This window comes from Streptococcus sp. P25B114 (assembly GCF_053010325.1).
On the sequence record NZ_JBRKNW010000013.1, the window covers coordinates 39,432 to 65,877 of the forward strand.

Below are 26,446 nucleotides of genomic sequence, written 5' to 3' on the forward strand. Positions count from 1 at the left end.
CTTACTCCTAAGGTTTAATCACTTCTACCCCACCCATGTATGGACGGAGAACTTCTGGAATGGTCACTGATCCGTCTTCATTTTGGTAGTTTTCAAGGATTGCCGCCACTGTACGACCAACTGCTAGGCCAGAACCGTTAAGGGTGTGGAGCAATTTGACCTTACCGTCAACAGCATCGCGGTAGCGGATTTGGGCACGACGAGCTTGGAAATCCTCGGTATTTGAACAGCTTGAAATTTCACGGTAGGCATTTTGGGCAGGAATCCAGACTTCCAAGTCATAGGTTTTGGCAGCTGAGAAGCCCATGTCCCCTGTACAGAGGGCTAACACGCGGTATGGCAAGCCTAATTTTTGAAGGATATTTTCTGCATTTGCCGTCATTTTTTCCAATTCATCATAAGACTGTTCTGGTGTGGCAAATTTGACCATTTCAACCTTGTGGAATTGGTGGAGGCGGATAAGACCACGGGTGTCACGACCAGCAGAACCAGCTTCAGAACGGAAAGATGGGCTCATTGCTGTGAAGTAGATTGGCAGGTTTTTTTCTTCCAGAATCTCGTTACGGTAGTAGTTGGTCAATGGCACTTCCGCAGTTGGGATGAGGACGAAGTTGGTATCCGCCAACTCGAAAGTATCTTCCTTGAACTTAGGATATTGACCAGTACCAAACATAGAGTCGTGGTTGACCATGTAAGGTGTGATGATTTCCTGGTAGCCTTCTGCGATATGCTCGTCCAACATGAAGTTGTAGAGGGCACGCTCCAAGCGAGCACCCAAGTTTTTGTAGAAGAGGAAGCGGGCACCTGTTACTTTTGCCCCACGTTCCCAGTCCAGAATATCTAGGTCTTCACCCAAGTCCCAGTGTGCTTTTGGCTCGAAAGTGAATTCACGAGGTGTTCCCCAACGGCGAACCTCCACGTTTTCTTCTTCATCTGCACCAACAGGAACAGAGTCATGTGGCGTATTTGGAAGTACAGTGAGAATAGCGTTCAATTTTTCATCGATTTCCAAGAGTTGAGCGTCCAAATTTTTCACGTCCGCAGACAATTTTTGCATAGCCGCAATCTTGTCATCAGCATTTTCCTTGTTGCGTTTCGCTTGGGCAATCTCCGCAGAAACGGTGTTGCGCTCTGCTTTTAATTCTTCTACAGTAACCAAGATTTCACGGCGTTTTGCATCCAATTCCTTGATGTTTGCCAAGGTTTCAGCAGCCACACCACGAGTAGCTAATTTGGCAGCCACTCCGTCAAAATCTGTACGAATACGTTTGATATCTAGCATAGATGTCTCCTTTAGAATAAAAAACACAGAATGAGAGATGCTGGAGCGATATTTACCGCGGTTCCATCCAGCTTCACATTCTGTGCACTTTAAGTATGTCATTTTTAGCCAACGGTAGAATTTCATATCCTTTGTTTATCTGCTCACAGCGACCGCAGACTTTCTGAAAAACGCCTGATACTACTTATCCGTTTGTCTTATTATACTTGATTTTTTATTTTTTTGCAAATAGATTTGAGATTTTCTGTCCTAGAATTTGCAGGAGAGTTGGTAGTTTGACCACCTTATCATTGCCAATATGTTCACGAGCAATTTTTAGGATTTTACCAGAATCTTTAGAAGCAAAAAGGAATTTGCCGCTATCAGTATAGACTTCGAAGTGGCGACTGATTTTCTTGTTGGAAACATTGGCACCGATTTGATCGATAGATGTCCAAGGAATTTGAACATAATTTTCAACGTTGTTATCAGCATAAAATTCCAGAGCTTGATCACCTAGCAGGAACTTGCCAACCGTTCCACCTGCAAGACTGAGATAGGAAACGCCTGTTGTGGATAGTTCGACGTGTTTGTTTAATGATTGTGCCATAGTTACCTCATTTCTTGTTTAATTATACCATAAAACCCCGCATGAGCGGGGTTTCTTAATGGATTACATAATTCCAAGTAGGCGAGCTGCGATACCGAATGCGAACAAACCAACGATGATAGTGATTGGAGAAACTTTTTTCTTCAACAACCACATACATAGGAAGGTAAGAAGCAAGTGCATGAAGCCTGGGATAAGACCGTCCAAGTTTTGTTGGAAAGTAGTAACTTTAGTTGGAGTTTGTGACAAACCTTGACCAACCAATTCAAAGGCTTTTTGGATACCTTCGTAGCCTTCTGGCAATTTATCCCACTCGATGTAAGCACCTTCTGAGAGTGGAACTTCAGAAACCGTGAAGTTGAAGCCGATAGATACCCAACGTTGAGCAAGTACGGCAAGGATGAACATACCGAGGATAGAAGCCCCTTTAGTGATGTCTTGGAGGATACCACCTGACATATCTTTAGTGATTTCTTTACCTGATTTGTAACCAAACTCTTGAGTGTACCATAGGAAGCTCATACGGATAGCGTTCCAAAGACCGAAGAAGAGGATTGGGCCAAGGATGTTACCTGACACAGCAAGTGAAGCACCTAGGGCACCGAGGATAGGACGTACTGTAAACCAGAATACTGGGTCACCGATACCAGCGAGAGGTCCCATCATACCGATTTTCACACCTTGGATAGCAGCATCATCGATGTCAGCACCGTTTGCACGCTCTTCTTCAAGGGCAAGTGTTACACCGACGATAGGTGCAGCAACGTATGGGTGTGTGTTAAAGAATTCCATGTGGCGTTTAAGAGCCGCAATTTGATCTTCTTTCTTAGTGTAAAGTTTTTTGATAGCTGGAACCATTGTGTAAGCCCAACCCAAGTTTTGCATACGCTCAAAGTTCCATGATGCTTGAAGGAAGGTTGAACGCCAGCAAATCGCTTTACGATCTTTTACTGAAAGTTGAATTTTTTCTGTCATGATTGTGTTCTTCCTTTCTTCTTAGTAGTCTTCTAGGATGTCGCCGATTGGATCGTTAGAACCAGCTCCGCCACCGTTTCCACCTTTTTTAGAAAGGTTAAGGTAGATGAAGGCAAGAGATACACCGATAGCACCAAGAGCGATAAGTGTCAACTGGCTAACAGCAGCAAGAGCAAAACCGATAGCGAAGAATGGCCATACTTCACGAGTAGCCATCATGTTGATAACCATAGCGAAACCTACGGCAACAACCATACCACCACCGACGTTCATACCACCTGACAACCAAGCTGGCATAGATTCAAGAGCAGCTTGAACAGCCTCAGTTGGGATAGCAAGAAGAAGGGCAGCAGGAACAGCAATACGAAGACCTTGAAGTGAAAGAGCGATCAAGTGGTAGCGCTCAAGTGCACCGAAATCACCGCGTTCTGCAGCAGCGTCAGCACCGTGTACAAGGGCAACAGATGCAGTACGCACAAGCATTGTAAGGAAAAGACCTGCAACAGCAAGAGGGATAGCAAGACCTTGAGCAACTGAGATAGCAGTTGCTGAGAAGTCACCACCCTTAATCAAGATGATAGCGGCAGCAACAGAAGCAAGGGCAGCGTCTGGTGCAATCGCAGCACCGATGTTTGACCAGCCAAGAGCAACAAGTTGGAGAGTTCCTCCAAGCATAACACCAGCTGTTAGGTTACCGGTAACAAGACCGATGAGGGTACATGCAACGATTGGTTGATGGAATTGGAATTGGTCAAGGACACCTTCCATACCTGCAAGAAAGGCCACAAAAACGACCAAAATTGCAGAAATAATTGAAATATCTGACATAGTTATAATCCTTTCATATTTCTGATAATCACACAGTGTTAATCAGTTATTATTTAACATCTGCCTTGTTAATCAAGTCAAACAAATCTTTTGGTGAATCGTTTGGAACTTTACGGACATCGAATTTGACACCAAGTTCACGCAAGCGTTCAAAGGTTGCAACATCGTCCTTATCCATAGAAAGAACAGTGTTCACCATTGTTTTACCTGTTGAGTGAGCCATAGAACCAACGTTCAATTCCTTGATTTCTACGCCACCTTCAATTGCTTCAAGAGCTTCTTGAGGTGTTTCAAAGAGAATCAAAGCGTGTGTGTTACCGAAGCGAGGATCTTTAGAAACCTCAATCAGTTTCTTGATAGGAACAACGTTTGCTTTAACGTTTCCTGGAGCCGCTTGCTTGATCAATTGCTTACGAAGGTCGTCTTGTGCAACTGTATCTGAAGCGACGATGATACGGTCAGCCTTAGAAGCTGGAGTCCAAGCAGTAGCGACCTGACCATGCAAGAGACGAGTATCGATACGAGCTAAGTTGATTTTCAACTTACCATCACCGATAACAGTTCCTGGTGGGATTGCTCCTTTAGGTGCTTGAGCAGCACTTGCAGCTGGAGCAGCCTCAGCTGGTTGAAGTTCTTCTGGAAGAACCTTGATACCATCTTTGGCTTCCTTGATAATGTTTGCGGCAACCTTTTCAACTCCTGCAGATGCATCCATTAGACGCTCTGTGTAGGCTTGAATTAGCATTGGCAAGTTAAGTCCAGTGATGATGGCAAATTTACGGTCTGGACGTTCGCCAGCAACGCGACTTGCTTGGTTAAATGGAGAACCACTCCAAAGGTCCGCCAATACCAACACTTCATCATCAGCATCGAATGAGTCAACAGCTGCATTGAGCTTAGCATATAAATCATCTGGTCCTTCACTTGGCATAAAAGTTACAACTTGAACTTTTTCTTGTTCGCCAAAAATCATTTGACCAGACTGATGAATGCCAGCTGCAAATTCACCATGACTTGCAATAATGATTCCAATACTCATTATTGTTCCCCCTAAATTTTTTCTAGTTCCTTTGAAATGTAAAACTAATGAATGGGCTTACATTTCCTTGAACTTGTATATTATAAAACGTTTTCATGTAATTTGTCAAGCAAATTTGTGTTAAAAACAGAAAAAATTTCCGAAATTTTACATACTCTTTTCAGAAATCTGTTGCTGGCTATGCAAAACAAAAGAAAAAAACTGCAGACGCAGTTCTTTCTTATAGAAATAATTTTTCTAGTTCTTTGGCAACCCCATCTTCAACATTTGTAAATTCAGTCAAGCGGTCTGCGTGAGGACGAAGGGTATCACTACAGTTTTTCATGGCATAGCTAATGCCAGCCAGTTCCAGCATTTCGACATCATTGTGCTCATCGCCAAACGCAACTAAATCGCTAGGACTGGCCTGGAAGAGGTTTAAGACATAGCTAAGGGCGGTAGCTTTATTAACTCCTTTAGCACAAGTTTCTAGAATATTTAAGGGACCTCCCCAAGTATTGATTTCCAGTTCATCATTGAAGTAGGCCTTCATTTCCTTGGCAAGCTGATACTTATCTGTAGCACGTGTTTGCATGAGGATAGAGTGAGGGTCGCTGGTAATCAGCTCAGGTTTAATGAGTGTGTCTGGTGTAATTTGCTCAACTCCCATGAGGGAAGGGTCGATTTTATCTAAATGTTTTTGCGTAATGAAGAATTTATTTTTGTATTCTCCTGCGATAAAGTCTGCTTCAAACGGCTCCTCTTCTTTCAAAAAATCGAGTAGGTATTTTTTATCAATAAGAATATTCTTTTCCCAGGCCCATTTTTTTCCTGGGAGATGAATGAGAGAACCATTGAAGTTAATCATGGGCGTATCTAGCTCTAATTGGTTGTAAAATTGCTCTGCCATACGATAGGGACGACCTGTAGCAATCAAAACGGTATGTCCAGCCTCTTTTACTTTTTTAATAGTAGAAACTGTGTAATCACTTAGTTGGCTATCTTGATTTAGTAGGGTACCATCTAGGTCAATGGAAATAATTTTTTTCTTCATACCTTGTCTTATCCTTTTTGAAACTAATAAGTTCCAGTATAGCAAAATGCCTGTAGAAAAGCAAAAAGCTAATCGTTTTTAGGATGTGAAGAAAAATCAAGAGGGAATATTCGTGAAAAACGAACATTGTTTTAGAAAATAACGTTTTCATACACGAATTGCTTGAAGTATAAAAACGATTTGTATATAATAGCTATATCGTTCGTAAATAAAAGGAGAATAATTGAAAAATGGAACAGTTTTTTAAACTAAAAGAACATGGAACGACCGTTTCGACTGAAATCATGGCAGGTCTTACGACATTCTTCGCTATGTCTTATATCTTGTTTGTGAACCCTAGCATCCTCAGTGTTGCAGGCATGCCTTCTCAGGCAGTTTTCTTGGCAACCATTATCGCTAGTGCGGTTTCAACTTTGGTTATGGGTCTCTTTGCCAATGTACCTTATGCCTTGGCGCCAGGTATGGGTCTCAACGCCTTCTTTACTTATACTGTTGTTATTGGACTTGGTTTCACCTGGCAGGAAGCTTTGGCAATGGTATTCCTTTGCGGTCTCTTCAACGTCTTTATCACAGTGACCAAGGTTCGTAAGAGCATCATCAAGGCTATTCCAATTAGCTTGCAACATGCTATCGGTGGTGGTATCGGGGTTTTCGTAGCCTACCTTGGCTTCAAAAATTCAAACCTAATTACCTTCCTGACGTCAGCTTCGGATATCATCACAGTTAATGGTGTTGCTCCTGCTGATGCGACAGCTGAAACCTTCTCAAACGGGGTCTTCTCCGTGTTTGCAGGTGGTGGCGTTGTTCCAGCCATCTCAACCTTTACAGATCCAAGCGTTCTCTTGACTGTTTTTGGTCTTCTCTTGACTGCTGTCTTGGTCATTAAAAATGTTCGCGGTGCGATTTTGATTGGTATCATTGCTACGACTCTTGCGGGGATTCCAGCTGGTGTGGTTGATATTTCTGCTATTGATTTTGCCAACAATAATATTGGTTCTGCCTTTGCTGAGCTTGGCACAACCTTCCTAGCAGCCTTTGATGGCATGGCTTCACTCTTTGCGGACTCTAGCCGTTTGCCACTAGTATTGATGACCATTTTTGCCTTTAGCTTGTCAGATACTTTTGATACCTTGGGAACCTTCATCGGTACTGGCCGTAAGACAGGCATCTTCTCTGAGGAAGATGAGAAGGCGCTTGAAAATAGTACAGGCTTTAACTCTAAAATGGACCGTGCTCTCTTTGCAGATGCTATTGGTACGTCAATTGGTGCGATTTTTGGTACGTCAAATACGACAACTTACGTGGAGTCTGCGGCTGGTATTTCTGCAGGCGGACGTACTGGTTTGACAGCTGTGACAACTGCAGTTCTCTTCCTATTGTCTATCCTCATTTTGCCATTCGTTGGTATCGTGCCAGCAGCGGCAACTTCACCAGCTTTGATTATCGTCGGTGTGATGATGGTATCCAGCTTCCTTGATGTGGATTGGCAAAACTTTGAAGATGCGCTTCCTGCTTTCTTCGCTGCCTTCTTCATGGCCCTTTGCTTCTCTATCTCTTACGGCATTGCGGCAGCCTTTATCTTCTATTGCTTGGTAAAAGTTTCGACTGGTAAGGCAAATGAGATTCACCCAATCCTCTGGGGTTCAACAGCACTCTTTATCTTGAACTTCATTATCTTAGCGATTATCTAAAGCAACTTTGAAACTGGGGAGACCCAGTTTTTTTGTTGGGTAGGGCCATGACAAACTAGGGGAAGCTATGCTATAATGCTAGATATGTATAGTCAAAATGAACAAGAATTACAAGCTATTGGAAGAAAACTAGGAGAATTGCTTAGGGCAGGGGACGTCCTTGTTTTATCAGGTCAGCTAGGTGCTGGGAAAACGACCTTGACCAAGGGAATTGCCCTGGGACTGAATATTGAGCAAATGATAAAAAGCCCAACCTATACCATTGTAAGAGAGTATGAGGGTCGTCTGCCACTCTATCATTTAGATGTCTATCGGATTGGTGATGATCCGGATTCCATTGATCTAGATGATTTTTTGTATGGCGATGGGGTGACCGTGATTGAATGGGGAGAGTTGTTAGATGCCGACCTCTTGGACGATGTCTTGACAGTTCGTATTGCCATCGAAAAGGACGGTCGGAGGTTGGAGTTTAATGCGTCAGGACCGCGTAGTGCCCAATTGAAAGAGTTGTTAGATGATTGTTGAGAAGGAAATTTATTTTCAGGAAGCAGAACCAGCTGATGTCCAATCCTTTATTGACTTTATGAACCAGGTCGCAGGTGAAACCGATTTTCTTGTCATGGATGAGACGGGGTTTAGGCTTGGTGTCCAAGATATCGAAGATATTTTTACGGCTTGCATAGAAAATCCTCGGGAGCTGCAGTTGCTGGCCAAGTTAGACGATGAAGTCATCGGAGTAGTGTCGGTCAAGTCCTCCAGTCAGTTTCGTATTAGCCATATCGGAACTATTTTTATTGCGGTTAAAAAAGCCTACTGGGGACAGGGACTGGGTTCCATCTTGCTGGAGGAAGTGATTCATTGGGCTGAGGAAATGGATTTGCTCAAGCGTTTAGAATTGACGGTTCAGGTCCGCAACCAAAGAGCAGTGGCTTTGTATGAAAAATTGGGCTTCAAGATTGAAGGGACTCTGGCAAGGGGAGCTAGAACAGATGAGGGAGATTGGCTAGATTTGTATTCTATGGCCAAGTTAATAGGTGAATAATGAAAATAGGAACTAAAATTTTATTGATGTTCTTGTCCATCCTAGCGTTGACAATCGGGGCAGGAGCAATCTATACCGCGACTTTTTTGAATTACTCGACCGGGGAGATTGCAAAGACTTTTCGCTCTATCGGTAACCGAGAAGATGAAGGGATTATCGAGGCTACTGAGCCCTTGACCATTCTTTTGATGGGGGTGGATACCGACCAGGCAACTCGGGGTCTGGACTGGGAAGAAGGGCGGAGTGACTCCATGATTTTGGTGACGGTCAATCCTCTAACTAAGAAAACGACCATGATGAGCTTGACGCGTGACATTATGGTAGAGATAGCCAATAAGAATGGTCGTTCTAGTGATAAGATTGAGAAGTTGAATCACTCCTATGCCTATGGTCAAGCGGCCATGTCCATTGCGACCATTGAGAAGATGATGGATATTACCATCAATCGCTATGTCGAAATCAATATGGATGGCCTGGTGGAGCTGGTTGATGCCATTGGTGGTATCAAGGTCAACAATACCTTGGGCTTCCCGATTACTATCGATGAGTATGAACCTGCCTACACAGCTGTCGTTCCACCTGGGGAGCAATTGGTCAATGGAGACCAGGCCTTGGTCTATGCCCGGATGCGTTACGATGATCCGGAGGGAGATATTGGTCGGCAGAAGCGGCAGCGCGAGGTTATCCAGGCCCTGGTGACCAAGCTCTTGCAATTGGATGGATTTACGCAGTATAAAAAGATTTTGAAAGCTGTCTCTAAGCACATGCGGACGGATTTTGTGATTTCAAATTCAACCATTCCTAGTCTTCTGGGCTATAAGGATGCTCTGAATCAGGTTGAATCCTACCAATTGGGTGGTGAAGGTCACACAATTGACGAGTTGTCCTACCAGATCCCGACGGCGGCCCATGTTTTGGAAATGCAAAATGTCCTCAAGGAATCCTTGGGCTTGCCAAAAGTTTCTAAAATCAAGACCAACATCAAGGTTTTGGAATATCTCTTTGGACAATCCAGTCCAATCGAGGTCATCAATGCCTATACTAATGATATCGAAGTTGAAGCCAACGGTGAAACCTACGAACCGGAAACAGCGCCAACCTACGATATTGACTATAGCCAAACAGAGACCTCTAAGTCAAGAGATTCGGAGTCCAGTCAGGTCGAAACCTCTTCTAGCTCAGCAGAAGATGGCCAGTGATAGACAATCTCGAGTTTGTACATAGAAAGAAGCCTAGGCAAAAAGTCTAGGCTTGCTTTCTTTCGTTCGTGTCAACATATCAGCGCAGTGGTTGGTCTCTCCCCAGACTATTTTTTGATACGAACAGAGTTCGCTCAATTTCCAACCTCCAAAGGTTCCCCGAACCTTTGAAGCTATGCGGTGTGGAGTTAAAGGCTCCTGTGGAGGTTTTAAGCTCGAGCCAAGAAATAGGAACGCGAGGCGGTCTGGGGATAGACCGTTTTAGGTCAACAACAAGAAATAGAGACTTGTTGACGAACTCTTCTTAGCTTTGACGAGTTCATTCCCGCTCCCAATGTTGAGAATCTTCTGTTTTGTATTTATCAGTAAATTTTTGGATTTCAGTCAGGTTGCCTGCGATACTCTGCTGGTAAACCTTTAGTTGGTACTGTAAATCCTTGCTGAGCTCCTGGACAGGCGCCTTGAATGAATTGAGCAGGGCTAACTGGTCTGTTATTTTCTGCTTATCTGCCTGGATACGTTGGACCAGTTCTTTGGTTTCTTTAGCCTCTGCAGCGATTTCCTTGCGGTGTTTTACAGCCTGGTAGGCCAAATGAGCAGCTCCGACGGCTAGCAGTAGGTGGCGAAGTTTCATGATTATTCTCCTATGTAGAGGTCTTGGGCTAGTTGGGCTAGGGCTGGGAAATCAGGTTCATTTGTTGCAAATCGGATATCCAGGCCATCTTGTCCCTCAAATCGAGGCAGTAGGTGGATATGGGTATGAAAGACCGTTTGACCAGCAACTTCCTCATTATTATTGATAATATTGAGTCCGCTTGCTCCCAGTTTGTCTTTCAAGTGGCTAGCGATAGCTGGAATGGCTGAAAATAGTTGGCTGGCTGTTTCCTGGTCCAAGTCTAAGACATTACGAAAATGTTTTTTAGGGATGACCAAGGTATGGCCTTTAGTTACCTGGGTAATGTCCAAAAAGGCAAGAATATGTTGGTCTTCATAGACCTTGGAAGAAGGGATTTCTCCTGAGACAATTTTACAAAAAATACAATCTGACATAATACAACCTCTTTCTAGGATTTTTGGTATAATAATTATATCAAATAATAGGACGAAATGTATGTTAGAAGTAAAAAATATAACAGGTGGCTATGCCAATATTCCTGTTTTACATGATGTAGATTTTAAGGTGAAGGATGGGGAGCTAGTCGGCTTGATTGGCTTGAATGGTGCCGGGAAATCGACTACTATTAAAGAAATCATTGGTCTCCTAAGCCCTTACAAGGGAGAAATTCTAATTGATGGGCAGGGTATCAACGAAGACATGGCTACCTATCGAAAAAAAATTGGCTTTATACCTGAAACGCCTAGTCTCTATGAGGAACTGACCCTGAAAGAGCATATCGAGTTAGTGATGATGGCCTATGATTTGGAAGCTGAATCTGCCTGGGCGCGTGTTCAAGAACTATTGGCTATTTTTAGGCTGAAAGACCGTTTGGACTGGTTCCCTGTGAATTTTTCAAAAGGCATGAAACAAAAGGTCATGATTATTTGCGCCCTTATGGTTGAGCCGAGTTTGCTGATTGTCGATGAACCTTTCTTGGGTCTGGATCCGATTGCGATTGCGGATTTAATTAACTTGCTCAATCAAGCAAAGGCTCAGGGAAGCTCCATTTTGATGTCCACCCATGTTCTCGATTCCGCTGAAAAAATGTGTGATCGGTTCGTTATTCTACATAAGGGTCGGGTCAAGGCTACGGGCAATCTGACTGACCTACGCCAGGAATTTGCCATGCAGGATGCTAGCCTTAACGAGATTTATCTTAGCTTGACCCAAGAAGGAGGGCAGGGATGAAGGCGCTCTTTGGTCAACGAAAAAATCTATTTTTAAGGCAGTGTGCAACCTATCTTCGTTATGTACTGAATGACCACTTTGTTTTGGTTGTTTTGGTACTTTTTGGCTTTCTGGCGCTACAGTATCGGCAGTTGCTAGAAAACCTGCCCAGTCAGTCCTGGTTGCTGTACGTTATTTTGGCCCTGGTCAGCTTGCTGCTGTTCTTGGCAGGCAATGTTGCTACCTACGTAGAGGAGGCTGATAAGATATTCCTGCTATCAAAAGAAGCTGAAATGCCTGAAATCTTCTTTGCTGCCAATCGCAGGGCCTTTTTGGTATGGGCTAGCCTCCAACTTGTTGGTCAATTGATTCTACTCCCGCTCTACCTCAAATTAAAACTTCCTATTCTACTTTTTATTCCATTGATGTTCATGCTAACCATTGCCAAATATTTCTATTTTCGATGGAAACTCCTGGCCTTTATGGAAGAAGAAAGGGTGGACTGGGTCCGGGCTCTTCAATATGAGAGCAAGAGAAAAACGTCGATATTGAAATTTTTCTCCCTCTTTACCAATGTTAAGGGGCTGACTAGCTTTGTCAAACGTCGTTCCTATTTGGATTGGCTACTGGGTCATATCAAAAAAGAAACTGGCTTTACCTGGGACTATCTCTTCATGAGGGCCTTTTTGCGCAGTGGGGACTACCTTTCACTGGCTCTTAGACTGGTAATCTTATCCATTGTATTTTTTGTTACGGTGAGGGAATCCTGGCTCTCAGTAGGATTAGCCAGTTTATTTCATTATTTGCTCTTGTTCCAATTGCTCCCGCTCTATTACGCCTATGATTATCAACTGATGGCCGAGCTTTTGCCAGTCGGTCCAGACAAACGACTGATTAGCTTTAAACGAGTCCTGCGACAGATTTTGTATCTTTCCTTGATTTTGCAGTCTGTGCTAGGTCTATTGCTGCTGGAGGAAAAGCAGTATTTGCTGGTCTTTATTGGAATCGGAATTCTTTTAAATCAGCTCTACCTGGATAGTAAAGCGAAAAAATTGATTGACTAAATGGCCTAAAACTAGTAAAATAGTAAGGAATTTTTAAAGGAGGAATGGCATGCAGATTGATACCAGCGGGCTACAGTTGCAGTCTATTGCAGGAAACAGCGGAAAAGCATACAAAGGCTTGCGACCAGATGGTACGCCTGTTTTTGTCAAGTATGAAATGCCACCGATTGTCAATGCTCTGGCTCGGGAACAAATCACTCCGCCCATCTTAAGTAGCGATAGGGATTTGGGTGTGGGAGACCGAGCTGTTCAGGAATGGTTGAATGGTCGGACTCTTAATCGTCACGATATGTCTGGGAAACAGGTCCAGCAAATTTTGGTCAGAATGCACTTTTCACGCATTCTGCTCAATCAGGCTCTCCAACTAAGTTATACCTATTTGGAGCCGGCGGAGTTGGTGAAGAAGTGGCAAAAAGAAGCGCCCAAGCAATTAGCTGGTAATTCCTACCTGCAATCTATCTGCAGAGAATTGTTGCAGACCACACCGCGTTTCAGACAGGATTTGGCAACCTTTGTCCATGGGGATCTCCACCATAAAAACTGGGTGGAAACGACAAGTGGACTGATTTATTTGACGGACTGGGAAACAGCCTGTGTGACCGATCGGATGTTAGATGTCGCCTTTATATTGACCCATTACATTCCTAGACAGGAATGGGAAGAGTGGCTCAAGGGCTATGGCTACAAGTACAACAGTACGGTTATCAGTAAGATTTATTGGTATGGCCAACTAGGCTTCCTTAACCAAATTTCTAAACAACTTGAAAGTAACAATACCGAGGCGGCGAATCTAGAAATCTATGCCCTGCGGTTATTTAGACAGAATTTTTATAAGTATCAATGAGAGTAAGAAATCGTAAAGGTGCTAGTGAGCTCCTAGCCAATAATCCCCAGTATGTTATCTCCAATCCGGAAGAGTGCAAGGGGAAGTGGGCTGAAATTTTTGGAAACAGCAACCCTATCCACATTGAAGTTGGTTCAGGGAAAGGGCGTTTTGTAACAGGAATGGCTGCACAAAATCCAGATATTAACTACATCGGTATTGATATTCAGATGACGGTTTTGAGTTACGCCTTGGACCGAGTTTTAGAAGCAGGTTTACCAAATATCAAACTCTTGCAGGTGGATGGTTCTAGTTTGACCAATTATTTTGCCCCTGCGGAAATTGATCAGCTCTATCTAAACTTTTCTGATCCATGGCCCAAGAAACGTCATGAGAAACGCCGCTTGACCTACAAGTCTTTCTTGGATACCTATAAGGAAATTCTGCCTGAAAATGGTGAAATTCATTTCAAGACGGACAACCGTGGTCTATTTGAATATAGTTTGGCTAGCTTTTCCCAATACGGCATGGTCTTGAAGCAGGTCTGGCTAGACCTACATGCAGATGGTTTGGAAGGCAATGTTATGACAGAGTATGAGGAAAAATTCTCAAACAAGGGTCAGGTTATCTATCGTGTGGAAGCACAGTTTTAAACAATAAAAGAGGAGGCAGTTCGTACAGGCTGCCTTTTCGCATCGTTTTTCTTGCTATTTTCTCTGGCATGTGCTAGAATGATAGGAGTAAATAAGAAGTATAGGGGGTTGGCGCAAGTCAACCCTTTACCTGTACCTTAATATAACGAAGGAGGTGTCTATGTCATCGATTGTTGATTTGGTCACAGAGGCGATTGCTCCCACCATCCAGCCCCCTTATGAGCTGGTGGATGTGGAATATGGCAAGATGGGTGGAGAGTATGTCCTGTCCATTTTTGTGGATAAGGAGGGTGGCATTTCCCTGCAAGATACGGCAGACTTATCAGAGGTCATCAGCCCACTCCTGGATGGGATTAAACCAGACCCATTTCCAGACCAATACATGTTGGAAGTGACTAGTCCTGGTTTGGAGCGTCCTTTGAAAACGGCGGCAGCTGTTGAGCAGGCGGTTGGAAAATACATCAATGTCAAGCTCTATCAGGCTATTGACAAGGTAAAAGTTTTTGAGGGGACCCTCTTGTCTTTTGATGGGACTGATTTGGTTCTAGAATATATGGACAAGACCCGTAAAAAAGAAGTAACCATTCCTTATCAGACTGTTGCCAAAGCCCGTTTGGCTGTTAAGATTTAATAGATTGATTTTTTAAGAAAGGACCTTTTGAAGTCAAAAGGAAAACAAGATGAGTAAAGAAATGCTAGAAGCCTTCCGAATTTTAGAGGAAGACATGGGGATTAACAAGGTTGATATTATCGAAGCAGTGACAGAGTCGCTCCGCTCAGCCTACAAACGTCGCTATGGCCAATCAGAGTCAGCTGTTATTGAGTTTGACGAGAAGAAAGGCGATTTCCACGTATTTACGGTTCGTGAAGTCGTAGATGAAGTCTTTGATAGCCGTTTGGAAATCAGCCTCAAGGATGCCTTGGCGATTTCATCTGCCTACGAAATGGGCGATAAAATCAAATTCCCAGAAGATCCTGCTGAATTCGGTCGTGTGGCGGCCCAGTCAGCCAAACAGACCATCATGGAAAAAATGCGCAAGCAAAAGCGTGCTATTACCTACAATACCTACAAGGAACATGAAAATGAAATCATGTCTGGTACGGTGGAACGGTTCGACAACCGCTTCATCTATGTCAACTTGGGAACTATTGAGGCACAATTGTCCAAGCAGGACCAGATTCCTGGTGAGGTTTTCCAATCCCACGACCGCATTGAAGTTTATGTTTATAAGGTCGAGGACAATGGTCGCGGTGTCAACGTTTTTGTGAGCCGTAGTCATCCAGAAATGATCAAACGCCTGATGGAGCAGGAGATTCCTGAAGTCTACGATGGTACCGTTGAAATCATGAGCGTGTCTCGTGAGGCAGGTGACCGGACCAAGGTTGCTGTTCGTAGCCACAATCCAAACGTGGACGCTATCGGTACAATCGTTGGTCGTGGTGGTTCAAATATCAAGAAAATTACGAGCAAGTTTCACCCAGCTCGCTACGATGCTAAGAACGACCGTATGGTGCCTGTTGAGGAAAACATCGACGTTATCGAGTGGGTGCCAGATGAGGCAGAATTCATCTACAATGCTCTCGCGCCTGCTGAAGTAGACCAAGTTCTCTTTGACACAGAAGATGGTAAGCACGCGACAGTCGTTGTACCAGATGATAAATTGTCACTTGCAATCGGTCGTCGTGGTCAAAACGTCCGCCTGGCGGCTCACCTGACTGGTTTCCGTATTGATATCAAGTCAGCTTCAGAGTATGAAGCTATTGAAGCAGCTCAATATGCAGCGGCAGAATTTGAAACAGAAATTGTCGAAGAAACGTCCGAAGAAGTAGAATAAGATTCAAGGAGCAACCATGGCAAAAGCTAGAAAAATACCCTTGCGCAAGTCTGTGGTGTCCGGTGAAATCATCGACAAACGGGATTTGCTCCGCATTGTAAAAAATAAAGAGGGCCAGGTTTTCATTGACCCGACTGGTAAGGCAAATGGCCGTGGTGCCTACATCAAGCTGGATAATGATGAGGCGGCCCAGGCTAAGAAACGTCAGGTTTTCAACCGTTCCTTCAGTATGGAAGTGTCAGAAGAATTTTATGATGAATTGATTGCCTATGTCGACCACAAGGTCAAGAGGAGAGAGCTTGGACTCGAATAAGAAGCAAAAAATCTTAAATTTACTGGGCTTGGCCCAACGGGCAGGTCGCCTGATTTCAGGGGAAGAATTGGTCGTTGATGCCATTCGCAAGCAGCAGGCAAAATTGGTCTTTTTAGCCAATGATGCTGCCGGAAATTTAAGCAAAAAAATAACAGATAAAAGTCATACCTATCAAGTAGAAGTTGTAACCGCGTTTTCAACGCTGGAATTGAGTGCAGCTGTCGGCAAGGCTAGAAAGGTGCTTGCAGTGACAGACGCTGGATTTACAAAGAAGATGAGGTCTATTATGGAATAGAACAGGAGGACAAGGCATTGTCTAAGAAGAGATTGAATGAAATCGCCCGAGAATTGGGTGTAAGCAGTAAGGAAGTAGTGTCCAAGGCTCAAGAATTGGGTTTTGATGTCAAAAGCCATGCTTCGAGTGTTGATGAAGCAGGAGCTAAGCGAATTGCAGATAGTTTTTCAGCTAAAAAGCCGGAGGCGCCCAAACCAGCTCCCGTACAGGCTGAGAAAGTTGTAGAAAAGCCAAAGGTGGCAGAACAAAAGGTGGAGACACCGAAAGCTGAAAAACCAGTTGAAGCAAAAACTGTCAGCCAAGAGGTTAGCAAGCCAGCTCCACCGGTTCGTCGTCCACAGAGCCGTAACTTCAAGGCAGAACGTGAGGCGCGTGCCAAGGAGCAAGCGGCCAAACGTGCCCAAGGTGGACAAGGGAAAGGCCGTCGTGACAACCGTCAAAGTGGCCAAGTTGGTCAAGGCAACAACCGCAACGATCGCCGTGATTTCCGTGGTAACCAAGGGGGCAATGACCGTAAGGAAAACCGCTTTGGAGACCGTCGCGACAGTCGTGACAACCGCCGCCAAGACAATCGCGGAGGAAATGGTAGCTTTAATCGGAGCGACCGTCGTCAGGAGGAAGTGGTTCGTCCAGCTGCTCCTAAGATTGATTTCAAGGCCCGTGCAGCAGCTTTGAAAGCTGAGCAGAACGCAGAATACGCTAAGACAAGCGAGGAGCGTTTCTTGCAGGCTAAGGCAGCTAAAGATCAGCCTAAGAAGCCTAAGGAAATCAAATTTGAAGAGCTGGTTGTGGAAACAAAACCAATCGCTGAAACCAAACCTGCTTCAGTCCCAACTGCGGTAGCGGAAAGTACAGTCGATACGCGTCGTAAAAAACAAGCTCGACCAGACAAGAAACGTGACTTTAATAGTGACGAAGAAGATGGTCCACGGAAACAACAAAGAAATCGAAATAGTCAAAATCAAGTGAGAAATCAAAGAAATAGTAACTGGAATAACAACAAGAAAAACAAAAAAGGTAAGAATAACCAACCTGTCAAGCCTGTCACAGAGCGCAAGTTCCACGAATTGCCGACAGAATTTGAATACACAGCTGGCATGACCGTTGCAGAAATTGCAAAACGGATCAAACGTGAACCTGCCGAAATCGTCAAGAAACTCTTCCTCATGGGTGTTATGGCAACTCAAAACCAATCTCTGGATGGCGATACCATTGAACTCCTTATGGTTGATTATGGTATTGAAGCCAAGGAGAAGGTTGAAGTGGACAATGCAGACATCGAGCGTTTCTTTGTAGAAGAGGGCTACCTAAATGAAGAGGAAATGGTTGAACGTCCGCCTGTTGTTACCATCATGGGTCACGTTGACCACGGTAAAACAACGCTTTTGGATACCTTGCGTAATTCTCGTGTGGCGACAGGCGAGGCTGGTGGTATCACCCAGCATATCGGTGCCTACCAGATTGAGGATGCTGGCAAGAAAATTACCTTCTTGGATACGCCAGGACACGCGGCCTTTACCTCTATGCGTGCCCGTGGTGCTTCTGTTACCGACTTGACCATCCTTGTTGTAGCGGCGGACGACGGTGTTATGCCACAGACCATCGAGGCAATCAACCACTCTAAGGCTGCCAATGTCCCAATTATTGTTGCTATCAACAAGATTGATAAACCAGGTGCCAATCCAGAGCGTGTAATCGGTGAATTGGCAGAGCAGGGTGTAATCTCAACAGCTTGGGGCGGCGAGTCTGAATTTGTTGAAATCTCAGCCAAGTTCAACCAAAACATCGACGAACTCTTGGAAACGGTGCTTCTTGTAGCGGAAATCCAAGAGCTCAAGGCTGATCCCACTGTTCGTGCCATCGGTACGGTTATCGAGGCTCATTTGGATAAAGGAAAAGGTGCGGTTGCGACCCTCTTGGTTCAACAAGGTACTCTTAATGTCCAAGATCCGATCGTTGTCGGCAATACCTTCGGTCGTGTTCGTGCTATGACCAACGACCTCGGTCGTCGTGTCAAGGTTGCAGGACCATCAACACCTGTTTCGATTACTGGTCTTAACGAGGCGCCAATGGCGGGTGACCATTTCGCGGTCTATGAAGATGAAAAATCTGCGCGTGCAGCAGGTGAAGAACGTGCCAAACGTGCCCTTCTCAAACAACGTCAGGCTACGCAACGTGTCAGTCTTGAAAACCTCTTTGATACTCTTAAAGCCGGTGAAGTCAAGTCTGTTAACGTGATTATCAAGGCAGACGTGCAAGGTTCGGTTGAGGCCTTGGCATCATCTCTTCAAAAAATTGAAGTCGAAGGTGTCCGTGTCAATATCGTTCACTCTGCAGTCGGTGCCATCAATGAGTCAGACGTGACTCTTGCAGCAGCGTCGAATGCTTTGATTGTCGGTTTCAACGTTCGTCCAACGGCAGAAGCGCGCCAGCAGGCAGAAACTGACGATGTTGAAGTGCGTCTCCACAGCATTATCTACAAGGTTATCGAGGAAATGGAAGATGCCATGAAGGGTATGCTGGATCCTGAGTACGAAGAAAAAATTATTGGTGAAGCAGTTATCCGTGAGACCTTCAAGGTATCCAAAGTTGGTACCATCGGTGGATTTATGGTTATCCGTGGTAAGGTTACCCGTGATTCAAGCGTCCGCGTTATCCGTGACGGTGTCGTTGTCTTCGACGGTAAATTGTCTAGTTTGAAACATTACAAGGACGATGTCAAGGAAGTCGGAAATGCCCAAGAGGGTGGTCTCATGATCGAAAACTTCAATGACATCAAGGTAGATGATACCATCGAAGCTTACATTATGGAAGAAATTAAGAAATAATAAGCAAGTAAGAAGTTGGAAAGGCAACCTCTTCGCTTTATAAGGAAATAGAAAGGAGTTCCTATGGCAAATCATTTTCGTACAGATCGCGTAGGGATGGAAATCAAGCGCGAAGTCAATGAGATTTTGCAAAAGAAAGTCCGTGATCCACGTGTGCAGGGCGTGACCATTACAGATGTACAGATGGTCGGTGACTTGTCCATGGCCAAGGTTTACTACACCATTATGAGTAATCTGGCTTCGGACAATCAAAAGGCTCAAACTGGTCTGCAAAAAGCGACAGGAACCATCAAACGGGAATTGGGGCGTAAGTTGACTCTCTACAAGATTCCTGATTTGGTCTTCGAAAAGGACCAATCCATTGAATACGGCAACAAGATTGATGAGATGTTGCGAGCTTTGGATAAGAAAGATTAAGCTAATCCCCTGTATTCACAGTTTGGCACCTGAGAGAAGGCTAGTTTTTCTCGAAATACAGTCAGTATTCCATCTCAACCGACCTTGAGTAGAAAAAAACTATTTCTTGTCTAAAGGGACCTTACTTGTGAATACAGTTTCTAGAATCGGGTAGAAATACCTGATTTTTTCTTTTAAATGGCTATAAAAACCTAAAAAAATATATACTTTTCTAAAAATAGTAAATTTTCTGATAATTGTTGAAATTTGGCAAACAATTCGGTATAATAAATATAATTACAGTGTAAAGAGGAATTTATGGCAACATTATTAGAAAAAACACGGAATATTACGTCGATTTTAAAGCGTTCCGAAGAACAATTGGCAGAAGAACTGCCTTATAACGCGATTGCAGACCACCTGTCTGCAATTATCGACTGTAATACTTGTATTATCAATGCGGAAGGAGAAATCCTTGGCTACCACATGAACTACAAGACCAATAATGATCGTGTGGAAGAATTTTATGTCAATAAGCAATATCCGGAAGAGTATGTTAAGGCCATTGCGCAAGTTTATGACACGCAGGTCAACTTGCCGGTGGAGAGTGAATTGACAGCTATTCCGGTTGAGTCTCGTTCGACCTATCCAAATGGTTTGACGACCATTGCACCAATTCACGTGACGGGTATTCGTTTTGGTTCGTTGATTATTTGGCGCAATGATGAGCAGTTCCACGATGATGATTTGATTTTGGTGGAGATTGCGGCGACGGTGGTTGGTATCCAGTTGCTCAACTTCCAGCGGGAAGAGGATGAGAAGAATATTCGTCGTCGGGCAGCGGTCAATATGGCGGTCAATACGCTTTCTTACTCAGAAATGAAGGCTGTAGCTGCGATTTTGGGTGAGTTGGATGGCAATGAAGGTCAGTTGACGGCCTCTGTCATTGCAGACCGTATCGGTATTACTCGTTCGGTGATTGTCAATGCTCTTCGTAAGCTGGAGAGTGCTGGTATTATTGAAAGCCGTTCTCTGGGTATGAAGGGGACTTATTTGAAAGTTCTGATTCCTGCTATTTTTGATGAGATTAAAAAACGTGACTACTAAGATGACAAAAGCACTGATTTCGATTGATTATACGGTTGATTTTGTAGCGGACGATGGCAAATTGACAGCTGGTAAGCCTGCTCAAGCTATTGCAGACCGAATTGCGCAAGTGACCCAAGAAGCCTTTGACCGTGGGGACTATATTGTCTTTGCCATTGATGGGCATGAGGTGGACGACGATTTGCATCCAGAAAGCAAGCTCTTCCCACCGCATAATATCATGGGCACCAGTGGTCGTGATTTGTATGGTCCCCTGGCGGATTTTTATGCTGAATATCAGAACCATGCACGTGTGCGTTGGATGGACAAACGCCATTATTCAGCCTTTTCTGGAACGGATTTGGATGTTCGTTTGCGGGAAAGAAGGATTGATACGGTGGTTTTGACGGGTGTTTTATCCGATATTTGTGTGCTCCATACTGCCATTGATGCTTATAACAAAGGTTATAAGATTGAAGTCATTTCTTCAGCAATTGCGGCTTTGACGGAGGAAAAACATCAATTCGCCCTCAACCATCTGCAGCATGTGCTCGGTGCGACCATTATTGACTAGTGATTCTGACCAGCCAATCAGGCTGGTTTTTCCATGCCTAAAAGCTGACAAATGAGGTTATTTGGTTCTTTGTCCTCTTTCTAAAGTATGGTATAATGAGAAGATGAATTTCCAATAGGAGGAAGGTAAGTATGAAGATTTCTGAGACTGAGGTGCGTCACGTTGCCAAGCTGTCTAAGCTGGAATTTACAGACCAGGAAACGGCGGAATTTGCGACGACCTTGAGCAAGATTGTTGATATGGTTGAGTTGTTAAATGAGGTGGATACGACAGGTGTGCCAGTGACGACTACCATGGCAGACCGGAAAAATGTCTTGCGTGCCGATGTGGCAGAGCAGGGTGAAAGTCGTGAGGATTTGTTCAAAAATGTACCTGAAAGTAAAGATTTCTACATCAAGGTACCAGCTATTTTAGACGGGGGAGGAGATGCCTAATGACATGGAATAATAAAACAGTTGATGAATTGCACGACCTCCTGGTCAAAAAAGAGATTTCTGCGGTCGAGTTGACCAAGGCGACGATTGAAGATATTCAGAGCCGAGAAGCTGCTGTGGATGCGTTTTTGAGTATCAATGAAGACAAGGCTTTGGCACAGGCAGCTGCACTCGACCAAAAAGGGATTGATGCTGACAATGTCATGGCCGGTATTCCTTTGGCGGTTAAGGATAATATTTCGACCAAGGGGATTTTGACAACGGCTGCGTCAAAAATGCTCTACAATTATGAGCCGATTTTTGATGCGACGGCTGTTGCTCAGGCCTATGCCAAGGATATGATTGTCATCGGTAAGACCAACATGGATGAATTTGCTATGGGTGGTTCCAATGAAAATTCTGCCTTCAAGCCGACGAAAAATGCCTGGGACCAGACAAAAGTGCCGGGTGGTTCATCAGGTGGTTCTGCGGCAGCTGTTGCGGCTGGTCAAGTTCGCCTGTCCTTGGGTTCAGATACAGGTGGTTCTATTCGCCAGCCTGCGGCCTTTAACGGAATTGTCGGTATTAAGCCAACTTATGGAACGGTTTCTCGTTTTGGTTTGATTGCCTTCGGTAGCTCCTTGGATCAAATTGGTCCTTTCTCTCAGACGGTCAAGGAAAATGCCCAGTTGCTCAACGTCATTGCTGGCCATGATAAGCGTGATGCGACCTCGACAGCTCATGAGATTGCTGACTTTACTAGCAAGATTGGTCAGGACATCAAGGACTTGAAAATCGCTCTTCCAAAAGAATACATGGGCGAAGGGATTGATCCACAGGTCAAGGAAACCATTCTCAAGGCGGCTAAGCACTTGGAAAGCTTGGGGGCAATCATTGAAGAAGTTAGTCTGCCGCATTCTAAGTATGGGGTTGCTGTTTACTACATTGTCGCATCATCAGAGGCCTCTTCTAACTTGCAACGTTTTGATGGTATTCGCTACGGTTTCCGGGCAGAAGATGCGACTAATTTGGAAGAGATCTATGTGAAAACCCGTAGCCAAGGTTTTGGTGAGGAAGTCAAACGCCGGATTATGCTGGGGACCTTCAGCTTGTCATCTGGTTACTATGATGCCTACTTCAAGAAGGCTGGTCAGGTGCGGACCTTGATTATCCAAGATTTTGAGAAGGTCTTTGCAGATTATGATTTGATTTTGGGACCAACGGCGCCAACGGTGGCTTATGGTTTGGGAACCCAGAGCCATGATCCGGTGGCCATGTATTTGGCCGATCTCTTGACCATTCCTGTCAACTTGGCGGGTCTGCCGGGGATTTCGATTCCTGCAGGATTTGTGGAAGGTTTGCCAGTCGGCTTGCAGTTGATCGGTCCAAAATACAGTGAAGAGACCGTTTATCAAGTGGCAGCGGCCTTTGAGGCGACGACGGATTACCACAAGCAACAACCAGTGATTTTTGGAGGTGATAAGTAATGAACTTTGAAACAATTATTGGTCTGGAAGTCCATGTGGAGCTCAATACCAACTCGAAAATTTTCTCACCTTCCAATGCTCATTTTGGTGAGGACGCCAATGCCAACACCAACATTATTGACTGGTCATTTCCAGGTGTTCTTCCGGTATTGAATAAGGGCGTTGTTGATGCGGGGATTAAGGCAGCCTTGGCGCTGAATATGGATATTCACAAGGATATGCACTTTGACCGCAAGAACTATTTCTATCCTGACAATCCCAAGGCCTACCAGATTTCTCAGTTTGACGAGCCAATCGGTTACAATGGTTGGATTGAGATTGAGCTAGAAGACGGATCAACCAAGAAAATTCGTATCGAGCGTGCGCATTTAGAAGAAGATGCAGGTAAAAATACCCACGGGACAGATGGCTACTCTTATGTGGACCTCAACCGTCAAGGAGTGCCACTGATTGAGATTGTATCAGAAGCAGATATGCGTTCGCCTGAAGAGGCCTATGCTTACTTGACCGCCCTTAAGGAAATCATTCAGTACACTGGTATTTCAGATGTGAAGATGGAAGAGGGTTCTATGCGCGTGGATGCCAATATCTCTCTTCGTCCCTATGGCCAAGAAAAATTTGGTACCAAGACTGAGTTGAAAAACCTCAACTCCTTCAACTATGTTCGCAAGGGCTTGCAGCACGAAGTAGAACGTCAGGCCAAAATCTTGCGTTCTGGTGGTCAAATCCAGCAGGAAACTCGCCGTTACGATGAATCTACTGGTGAAACTATTCTCATGCGTGTCAAAGAAGGTTCAGCTGACTACCGTTACTTCCCTGAGCCAGACCTACCGCTCTATGAGATTGATGATGCTTGGATTGAGGAAATCCGTGCCGAGTTGCCAGCCTTCCCACAAGAACGTCGGGCCAACTATATTCAACAGTTGGGCTTGTCAGCCTACGATGCGGGTCAGTTGACTGCGACAAAAGTCTTGTCAGATTTCTTTGAGGCAGCCGTAGCAATCGGTGGCGATGCCAAGCAGGTGTCTAACTGGTTGCAGGGTGAAGTGGCACAATTTCTCAATGCAGAAGGCAAGACCTTGGACCAAATCGGTCTGACACCTGAAAACTTGGTGGAAATGATTGCTCTGATTGCAGACGGCACCATTTCATCTAAGATTGCCAAGAAAGTCTTTGTGCATCTAGCTAAAGAAGGTGGCTCTGCTAAGGCTTACGTTGAGAAAGCTGGCTTGGTACAGATTTCAGACCCAGCGGTCCTCATTCCGATTATCCACCAAGTCTTTGCGGATAACGAGGCAGCCGTAGCTGACTTCAAGTCCGGCAAACGCAATGCGGACAAGGCCTTTACAGGTTTCCTTATGAAGGCAACAAAAGGTCAGGCCAATCCACAAGTTGCTCAACAATTACTAGCCCAAGAATTGCAGAAGTTGTTGGATTAAATGAAATAATGAAGAGACTGAAACGGATGTTTTGGTCTCTTTTAATGGCGATAGATATGAAACTTTGAATTTTTCGATGCCCATCCGTCCTTTTTGCTTGTCATTCTAATAAATGGTATAATGAAAGGAATCAGAAAAAGAGGGCATTATGAAATTTACAGATATGAAACTTAAGCCGTCCATCCAGGAGGCTTTGAAAGAGATTAACTTTGTCACGCCGACAGAGGTTCAGGAAAAATTGATTCCTGTGGTGCTATCTGGTCGTGACTTGATTGGAGAATCCAAGACTGGTTCGGGCAAGACCCATACCTTTTTAATTCCGATTTTCCAAAAATTGGACGAAGAGCTGGACCAGGTGCAGACTGTTATCACAGCTCCGTCGCGTGAATTGGCGACCCAGATTTATCAAGCAGCCAAGCAGATGGCAGGGCATTTTCAACCTGAAGTCCGTGTGTCTAACTATGTCGGTGGGACGGATAAAAATCGCCAGATTGACAAATTGCAGGCTGGTCAGCCCCATATCGTTGTCGGAACGCCGGGTCGGATTTACGACTTGGTTCAATCGGGTGATTTGGCTATTCACAAGGCCAAGACCTTTGTCGTTGATGAGGCGGATATGACCTTGGACATGGGCTTTTTGGAGACGGTGGATAAGATTGCTGGGAGCCTGCCGAAAGATTTGCAATTCATGGTCTTTTCCGCGACCATTCCGCAAAAGCTCCAGCCTTTCTTGAAAAAATACCTGTCCAATCCTGTCATGGAACAAATCAAGACCCAGACAGTCATTTCGGATACCATTGAAAACTGGTTGATTTCGACAAAAGGGCGCGACCGCAATGCTCAAATTTTGGAAGCAACCAGGCTCATGCAGCCCTATTTAGCCATGATTTTTGTCAATACCAAGACTCGGGCGGATGAATTGCACAGCTACCTGCTTTCAAATGGATTGCGCGTGGCTAAAATTCACGGAGATATTCCACCTCGTGAACGCAAGCGTATCATGAACCAAGTTAAGAATTTGGATTATCAGTATATCGTAGCAACAGACTTGGCGGCTCGTGGGATTGATATTGAAGGAGTCAGCCATGTCATCAACGATGCCATTCCGCAGGACTTGTCCTTCTTTGTTCACCGGGTCGGTCGGACAGGACGCAATGGTTTGTCAGGTATTGCCATTACCCTTTATCAACCGAGCGATGATGCCGATATTCGTGAGTTGGAAAAACTCAATATCAAGTTCTTGCCCAAAGAAATGAAGGACGGCGAATTTGTCGATACCTATGACCGTGATCGTCGTGTTCAACGTGAAAAGACACGTGAGAAATTGGACATCGAGATGATTGGTCTGGTCAAGAAGAAGAAAAAGAAAATCAAGCCGGGCTATAAGAAGAAAATCCAGTGGACGGTGGACGAAAAACGTCGTAAGACCAAGCGAGTGGAAGCGCGTGCTAAGGGGCGTGCAGAACGCAAAGCTAAGCGTCAAACCTTTTAAGAGTTAGCAGAGGGAGACCGATGTTACAATCAATATTAAGTAACTATTTGCAAGGACTACTCATTGCCACAATTATTGTGGTATTGCTGAGCTTGATTTGGTTTCTAATTCGAGCTTTAAAAAATCGAGATAAGACCTATCAAGAACGCCAAGAATTTTTATATGATTTATTGCTCATTAACATTATGACCATCCCTATTTTAGCTTTTGGAATCGTGGCCATTTTGTTAATGCTGAAGGCATAG

The 26,446-nt window shown here is 44.5% G+C and carries 28 protein-coding genes and 2 pseudogenes; 22 read left to right on the forward strand and 8 right to left on the reverse strand.

Going from position 1 to position 26,446, the window contains the following annotated elements:
* Positions 1–7: 7 nt before the first annotated feature.
* The 6 genes from serS to ACVC7T_RS07515 all read right to left on the reverse strand — a co-directional run bounded on the left by serS (position 8) and on the right by ACVC7T_RS07515 (position 5,746).
* Positions 8–1,282, reverse strand: coding sequence for a serine--tRNA ligase (gene serS, locus ACVC7T_RS07490; protein WP_394731672.1), 1,275 nt, complete (start codon positions 1,280–1,282; stop codon positions 8–10).
* A 214-nt stretch (positions 1,283–1,496) separates the two neighbouring features.
* Complete coding sequence (locus tag ACVC7T_RS07495; RefSeq protein ID WP_105160027.1) at positions 1,497–1,871, reverse strand: DUF956 family protein; 375 nt, start codon at positions 1,869–1,871, stop codon at positions 1,497–1,499.
* A 63-nt stretch (positions 1,872–1,934) separates the two neighbouring features.
* Complete coding sequence (locus ACVC7T_RS07500; protein WP_105118524.1) at positions 1,935–2,846, reverse strand: PTS system mannose/fructose/sorbose family transporter subunit IID; 912 nt, start codon at positions 2,844–2,846, stop codon at positions 1,935–1,937.
* 21 nt (positions 2,847–2,867) lie between these two features.
* The gene (locus tag ACVC7T_RS07505; protein ID WP_105118523.1) at positions 2,868–3,674 is read right to left on the reverse strand and encodes a PTS mannose/fructose/sorbose transporter subunit IIC; all 807 of its coding nucleotides are present in this window, start codon (positions 3,672–3,674) and stop codon (positions 2,868–2,870) included.
* A 49-nt stretch (positions 3,675–3,723) separates the two neighbouring features.
* Positions 3,724–4,713 carry a PTS sugar transporter subunit IIB gene (locus tag ACVC7T_RS07510; protein ID WP_105118522.1) on the reverse strand — a complete coding sequence of 330 codons (990 nt, stop codon included), beginning with the start codon at positions 4,711–4,713 and terminating at the stop codon, positions 3,724–3,726.
* Positions 4,714–4,933: 220 nt separating this feature from the next.
* Positions 4,934–5,746: a Cof-type HAD-IIB family hydrolase gene (locus ACVC7T_RS07515; protein WP_447262730.1), complete on the reverse strand. Its 813-nt coding sequence runs from the start codon at positions 5,744–5,746 to the stop codon at positions 4,934–4,936.
* A 230-nt stretch (positions 5,747–5,976) separates the two neighbouring features.
* Between ACVC7T_RS07515 and ACVC7T_RS07520 the strand changes: the two genes are divergently transcribed.
* The 4 genes from ACVC7T_RS07520 (at position 5,977) to ACVC7T_RS07535 (ending at position 9,678) form a co-directional block, all read left to right on the forward strand.
* On the forward strand, positions 5,977–7,437 hold the full coding sequence (locus ACVC7T_RS07520) for an NCS2 family permease (RefSeq protein ID WP_105160225.1): 1,461 nt from the start codon (positions 5,977–5,979) through the stop codon (positions 7,435–7,437).
* 84 nt (positions 7,438–7,521) lie between these two features.
* On the forward strand, positions 7,522–7,962 hold the full coding sequence (tsaE, locus tag ACVC7T_RS07525) for a tRNA (adenosine(37)-N6)-threonylcarbamoyltransferase complex ATPase subunit type 1 TsaE (protein ID WP_105111600.1): 441 nt from the start codon (positions 7,522–7,524) through the stop codon (positions 7,960–7,962).
* A complete protein-coding gene (locus ACVC7T_RS07530; protein WP_394731676.1) occupies positions 7,955–8,479 on the forward strand; it encodes a GNAT family N-acetyltransferase in 525 nt (174 codons plus the stop codon). Before tsaE ends, ACVC7T_RS07530 begins: the two co-directional genes overlap by 8 nt.
* A complete protein-coding gene (locus ACVC7T_RS07535; protein WP_394719427.1) occupies positions 8,479–9,678 on the forward strand; it encodes an LCP family protein in 1,200 nt (399 codons plus the stop codon). The genes ACVC7T_RS07530 and ACVC7T_RS07535 overlap by 1 nt, the downstream gene beginning before the upstream one ends.
* A 319-nt stretch (positions 9,679–9,997) precedes the next feature.
* Here the strand turns inward: ACVC7T_RS07535 and ACVC7T_RS07540 are convergent, their stop codons facing one another.
* Both ACVC7T_RS07540 and ACVC7T_RS07545 read right to left on the reverse strand, forming a co-directional pair.
* On the reverse strand, positions 9,998–10,312 hold the full coding sequence (locus ACVC7T_RS07540) for a chemotaxis protein (protein WP_105111603.1): 315 nt from the start codon (positions 10,310–10,312) through the stop codon (positions 9,998–10,000).
* Between the two features lie 2 nt (positions 10,313–10,314).
* Positions 10,315–10,728 (reverse strand): HIT family protein, encoded by a 414-nt coding sequence (locus ACVC7T_RS07545; protein WP_105122956.1) that lies wholly within the window; start codon positions 10,726–10,728, stop codon positions 10,315–10,317.
* Positions 10,729–10,789: 61 nt separating this feature from the next.
* Here ACVC7T_RS07545 and ACVC7T_RS07550 point away from each other — a divergent pair, with 61 nt between their 5' ends.
* The 18 genes and pseudogenes from ACVC7T_RS07550 (at position 10,790) to ACVC7T_RS07635 (ending at position 26,446) form a co-directional block, all read left to right on the forward strand.
* Positions 10,790–11,524, forward strand: coding sequence for an ABC transporter ATP-binding protein (locus ACVC7T_RS07550; RefSeq protein WP_105122957.1), 735 nt, complete (start codon positions 10,790–10,792; stop codon positions 11,522–11,524).
* On the forward strand, positions 11,521–12,567 hold the full coding sequence (locus ACVC7T_RS07555; RefSeq protein ID WP_105122958.1) for an ABC transporter permease: 1,047 nt from the start codon (positions 11,521–11,523) through the stop codon (positions 12,565–12,567). The genes ACVC7T_RS07550 and ACVC7T_RS07555 overlap by 4 nt, the downstream gene beginning before the upstream one ends.
* 49 nt (positions 12,568–12,616) lie before the next feature.
* On the forward strand, positions 12,617–13,411 hold the full coding sequence (locus ACVC7T_RS07560; RefSeq protein WP_105111607.1) for a phosphotransferase family protein: 795 nt from the start codon (positions 12,617–12,619) through the stop codon (positions 13,409–13,411).
* Positions 13,408–14,043, forward strand: coding sequence for a tRNA (guanosine(46)-N7)-methyltransferase TrmB (gene trmB, locus ACVC7T_RS07565; RefSeq protein ID WP_105122960.1), 636 nt, complete (start codon positions 13,408–13,410; stop codon positions 14,041–14,043). The genes ACVC7T_RS07560 and trmB overlap by 4 nt, the downstream gene beginning before the upstream one ends.
* A gap of 160 nt (positions 14,044–14,203) precedes the next feature.
* A complete protein-coding gene (rimP, locus tag ACVC7T_RS07570; RefSeq protein ID WP_105122961.1) occupies positions 14,204–14,674 on the forward strand; it encodes a ribosome maturation factor RimP in 471 nt (156 codons plus the stop codon).
* Positions 14,675–14,723: 49 nt separating this feature from the next.
* Positions 14,724–15,878, forward strand: coding sequence for a transcription termination factor NusA (gene nusA / locus ACVC7T_RS07575; protein WP_105122962.1), 1,155 nt, complete (start codon positions 14,724–14,726; stop codon positions 15,876–15,878).
* Between the two features lie 16 nt (positions 15,879–15,894).
* Complete coding sequence (gene rnpM / locus ACVC7T_RS07580; protein ID WP_105111611.1) at positions 15,895–16,191, forward strand: RNase P modulator RnpM; 297 nt, start codon at positions 15,895–15,897, stop codon at positions 16,189–16,191.
* Positions 16,148–16,486: a YlxQ-related RNA-binding protein gene (locus tag ACVC7T_RS07585; RefSeq protein WP_105122963.1), complete on the forward strand. Its 339-nt coding sequence runs from the start codon at positions 16,148–16,150 to the stop codon at positions 16,484–16,486. The genes rnpM and ACVC7T_RS07585 overlap by 44 nt, the downstream gene beginning before the upstream one ends.
* Before the next feature lie 17 nt (positions 16,487–16,503).
* Positions 16,504–17,230: pseudogene (locus ACVC7T_RS07590) on the forward strand (translation initiation factor IF-2 N-terminal domain-containing protein); the annotation flags it as partial.
* A gap of 104 nt (positions 17,231–17,334) precedes the next feature.
* Positions 17,335–19,314: pseudogene (gene infB / locus ACVC7T_RS07595) on the forward strand (translation initiation factor IF-2); the annotation flags it as partial.
* A gap of 63 nt (positions 19,315–19,377) precedes the next feature.
* On the forward strand, positions 19,378–19,731 hold the full coding sequence (gene rbfA, locus ACVC7T_RS07600; RefSeq protein WP_105111614.1) for a 30S ribosome-binding factor RbfA: 354 nt from the start codon (positions 19,378–19,380) through the stop codon (positions 19,729–19,731).
* Between the two features lie 297 nt (positions 19,732–20,028).
* Positions 20,029–20,817 (forward strand): GTP-sensing pleiotropic transcriptional regulator CodY, encoded by a 789-nt coding sequence (codY, locus tag ACVC7T_RS07605; RefSeq protein WP_105111615.1) that lies wholly within the window; start codon positions 20,029–20,031, stop codon positions 20,815–20,817.
* A 1-nt stretch (position 20,818) separates the two neighbouring features.
* Positions 20,819–21,370 (forward strand): cysteine hydrolase family protein, encoded by a 552-nt coding sequence (locus ACVC7T_RS07610; protein ID WP_394731673.1) that lies wholly within the window; start codon positions 20,819–20,821, stop codon positions 21,368–21,370.
* A gap of 131 nt (positions 21,371–21,501) precedes the next feature.
* Positions 21,502–21,804, forward strand: coding sequence for an Asp-tRNA(Asn)/Glu-tRNA(Gln) amidotransferase subunit GatC (gene gatC, locus ACVC7T_RS07615; RefSeq protein ID WP_394735684.1), 303 nt, complete (start codon positions 21,502–21,504; stop codon positions 21,802–21,804).
* Positions 21,804–23,270: an Asp-tRNA(Asn)/Glu-tRNA(Gln) amidotransferase subunit GatA gene (gene gatA, locus ACVC7T_RS07620; protein WP_447262731.1), complete on the forward strand. Its 1,467-nt coding sequence runs from the start codon at positions 21,804–21,806 to the stop codon at positions 23,268–23,270. Before gatC ends, gatA begins: the two co-directional genes overlap by 1 nt.
* Complete coding sequence (gene gatB, locus ACVC7T_RS07625) at positions 23,270–24,709, forward strand: Asp-tRNA(Asn)/Glu-tRNA(Gln) amidotransferase subunit GatB (protein ID WP_447262732.1); 1,440 nt, start codon at positions 23,270–23,272, stop codon at positions 24,707–24,709. The genes gatA and gatB overlap by 1 nt, the downstream gene beginning before the upstream one ends.
* Before the next feature lie 148 nt (positions 24,710–24,857).
* Positions 24,858–26,201 (forward strand): DEAD/DEAH box helicase, encoded by a 1,344-nt coding sequence (locus ACVC7T_RS07630; RefSeq protein WP_447262733.1) that lies wholly within the window; start codon positions 24,858–24,860, stop codon positions 26,199–26,201.
* Between the two features lie 20 nt (positions 26,202–26,221).
* Complete coding sequence (locus ACVC7T_RS07635; RefSeq protein ID WP_105122970.1) at positions 26,222–26,446, forward strand: DUF4059 family protein; 225 nt, start codon at positions 26,222–26,224, stop codon at positions 26,444–26,446.

Excerpts from the sequence above, each read along its gene's own strand:
- gatB (WP_447262732.1), top strand. The coding sequence starts at position 23,270 with ATGAACTTTGAAACAATTATTGGTCTGGAAGTCCATGTGGAGCTCAAT.
- rbfA (WP_105111614.1), top strand. The coding sequence starts at position 19,378 with ATGGCAAATCATTTTCGTACAGATCGCGTAGGGATGGAAATCAAGCGC.
- nusA (WP_105122962.1), top strand. The coding sequence starts at position 14,724 with ATGAGTAAAGAAATGCTAGAAGCCTTCCGAATTTTAGAGGAAGACATG.
- rnpM (WP_105111611.1), top strand. The coding sequence starts at position 15,895 with ATGGCAAAAGCTAGAAAAATACCCTTGCGCAAGTCTGTGGTGTCCGGT.
- gatC (WP_394735684.1), top strand. The coding sequence starts at position 21,502 with ATGAAGATTTCTGAGACTGAGGTGCGTCACGTTGCCAAGCTGTCTAAG.
- ACVC7T_RS07550 (WP_105122957.1), top strand. The coding sequence starts at position 10,790 with ATGTTAGAAGTAAAAAATATAACAGGTGGCTATGCCAATATTCCTGTT.
- gatA (WP_447262731.1), top strand. The coding sequence starts at position 21,804 with ATGACATGGAATAATAAAACAGTTGATGAATTGCACGACCTCCTGGTC.
- ACVC7T_RS07610 (WP_394731673.1), top strand. The coding sequence starts at position 20,819 with ATGACAAAAGCACTGATTTCGATTGATTATACGGTTGATTTTGTAGCG.
- ACVC7T_RS07635 (WP_105122970.1), top strand. The coding sequence starts at position 26,222 with ATGTTACAATCAATATTAAGTAACTATTTGCAAGGACTACTCATTGCC.
- ACVC7T_RS07520 (WP_105160225.1), top strand. The coding sequence starts at position 5,977 with ATGGAACAGTTTTTTAAACTAAAAGAACATGGAACGACCGTTTCGACT.
- codY (WP_105111615.1), top strand. The coding sequence starts at position 20,029 with ATGGCAACATTATTAGAAAAAACACGGAATATTACGTCGATTTTAAAG.
- ACVC7T_RS07630 (WP_447262733.1), top strand. The coding sequence starts at position 24,858 with ATGAAATTTACAGATATGAAACTTAAGCCGTCCATCCAGGAGGCTTTG.
- serS (WP_394731672.1), bottom strand. The coding sequence starts at position 1,282 with ATGCTAGATATCAAACGTATTCGTACAGATTTTGACGGAGTGGCTGCC.
- trmB (WP_105122960.1), top strand. The coding sequence starts at position 13,408 with ATGAGAGTAAGAAATCGTAAAGGTGCTAGTGAGCTCCTAGCCAATAAT.
- ACVC7T_RS07585 (WP_105122963.1), top strand. The coding sequence starts at position 16,148 with ATGTCGACCACAAGGTCAAGAGGAGAGAGCTTGGACTCGAATAAGAAG.
- ACVC7T_RS07500 (WP_105118524.1), bottom strand. The coding sequence starts at position 2,846 with ATGACAGAAAAAATTCAACTTTCAGTAAAAGATCGTAAAGCGATTTGC.
- tsaE (WP_105111600.1), top strand. The coding sequence starts at position 7,522 with ATGTATAGTCAAAATGAACAAGAATTACAAGCTATTGGAAGAAAACTA.
- ACVC7T_RS07545 (WP_105122956.1), bottom strand. The coding sequence starts at position 10,728 with ATGTCAGATTGTATTTTTTGTAAAATTGTCTCAGGAGAAATCCCTTCT.
- ACVC7T_RS07515 (WP_447262730.1), bottom strand. The coding sequence starts at position 5,746 with ATGAAGAAAAAAATTATTTCCATTGACCTAGATGGTACCCTACTAAAT.
- ACVC7T_RS07540 (WP_105111603.1), bottom strand. The coding sequence starts at position 10,312 with ATGAAACTTCGCCACCTACTGCTAGCCGTCGGAGCTGCTCATTTGGCC.
- ACVC7T_RS07560 (WP_105111607.1), top strand. The coding sequence starts at position 12,617 with ATGCAGATTGATACCAGCGGGCTACAGTTGCAGTCTATTGCAGGAAAC.
- ACVC7T_RS07505 (WP_105118523.1), bottom strand. The coding sequence starts at position 3,674 with ATGTCAGATATTTCAATTATTTCTGCAATTTTGGTCGTTTTTGTGGCC.
- ACVC7T_RS07535 (WP_394719427.1), top strand. The coding sequence starts at position 8,479 with ATGAAAATAGGAACTAAAATTTTATTGATGTTCTTGTCCATCCTAGCG.
- ACVC7T_RS07555 (WP_105122958.1), top strand. The coding sequence starts at position 11,521 with ATGAAGGCGCTCTTTGGTCAACGAAAAAATCTATTTTTAAGGCAGTGT.
- rimP (WP_105122961.1), top strand. The coding sequence starts at position 14,204 with ATGTCATCGATTGTTGATTTGGTCACAGAGGCGATTGCTCCCACCATC.
- ACVC7T_RS07510 (WP_105118522.1), bottom strand. The coding sequence starts at position 4,713 with ATGAGTATTGGAATCATTATTGCAAGTCATGGTGAATTTGCAGCTGGC.
- ACVC7T_RS07495 (WP_105160027.1), bottom strand. The coding sequence starts at position 1,871 with ATGGCACAATCATTAAACAAACACGTCGAACTATCCACAACAGGCGTT.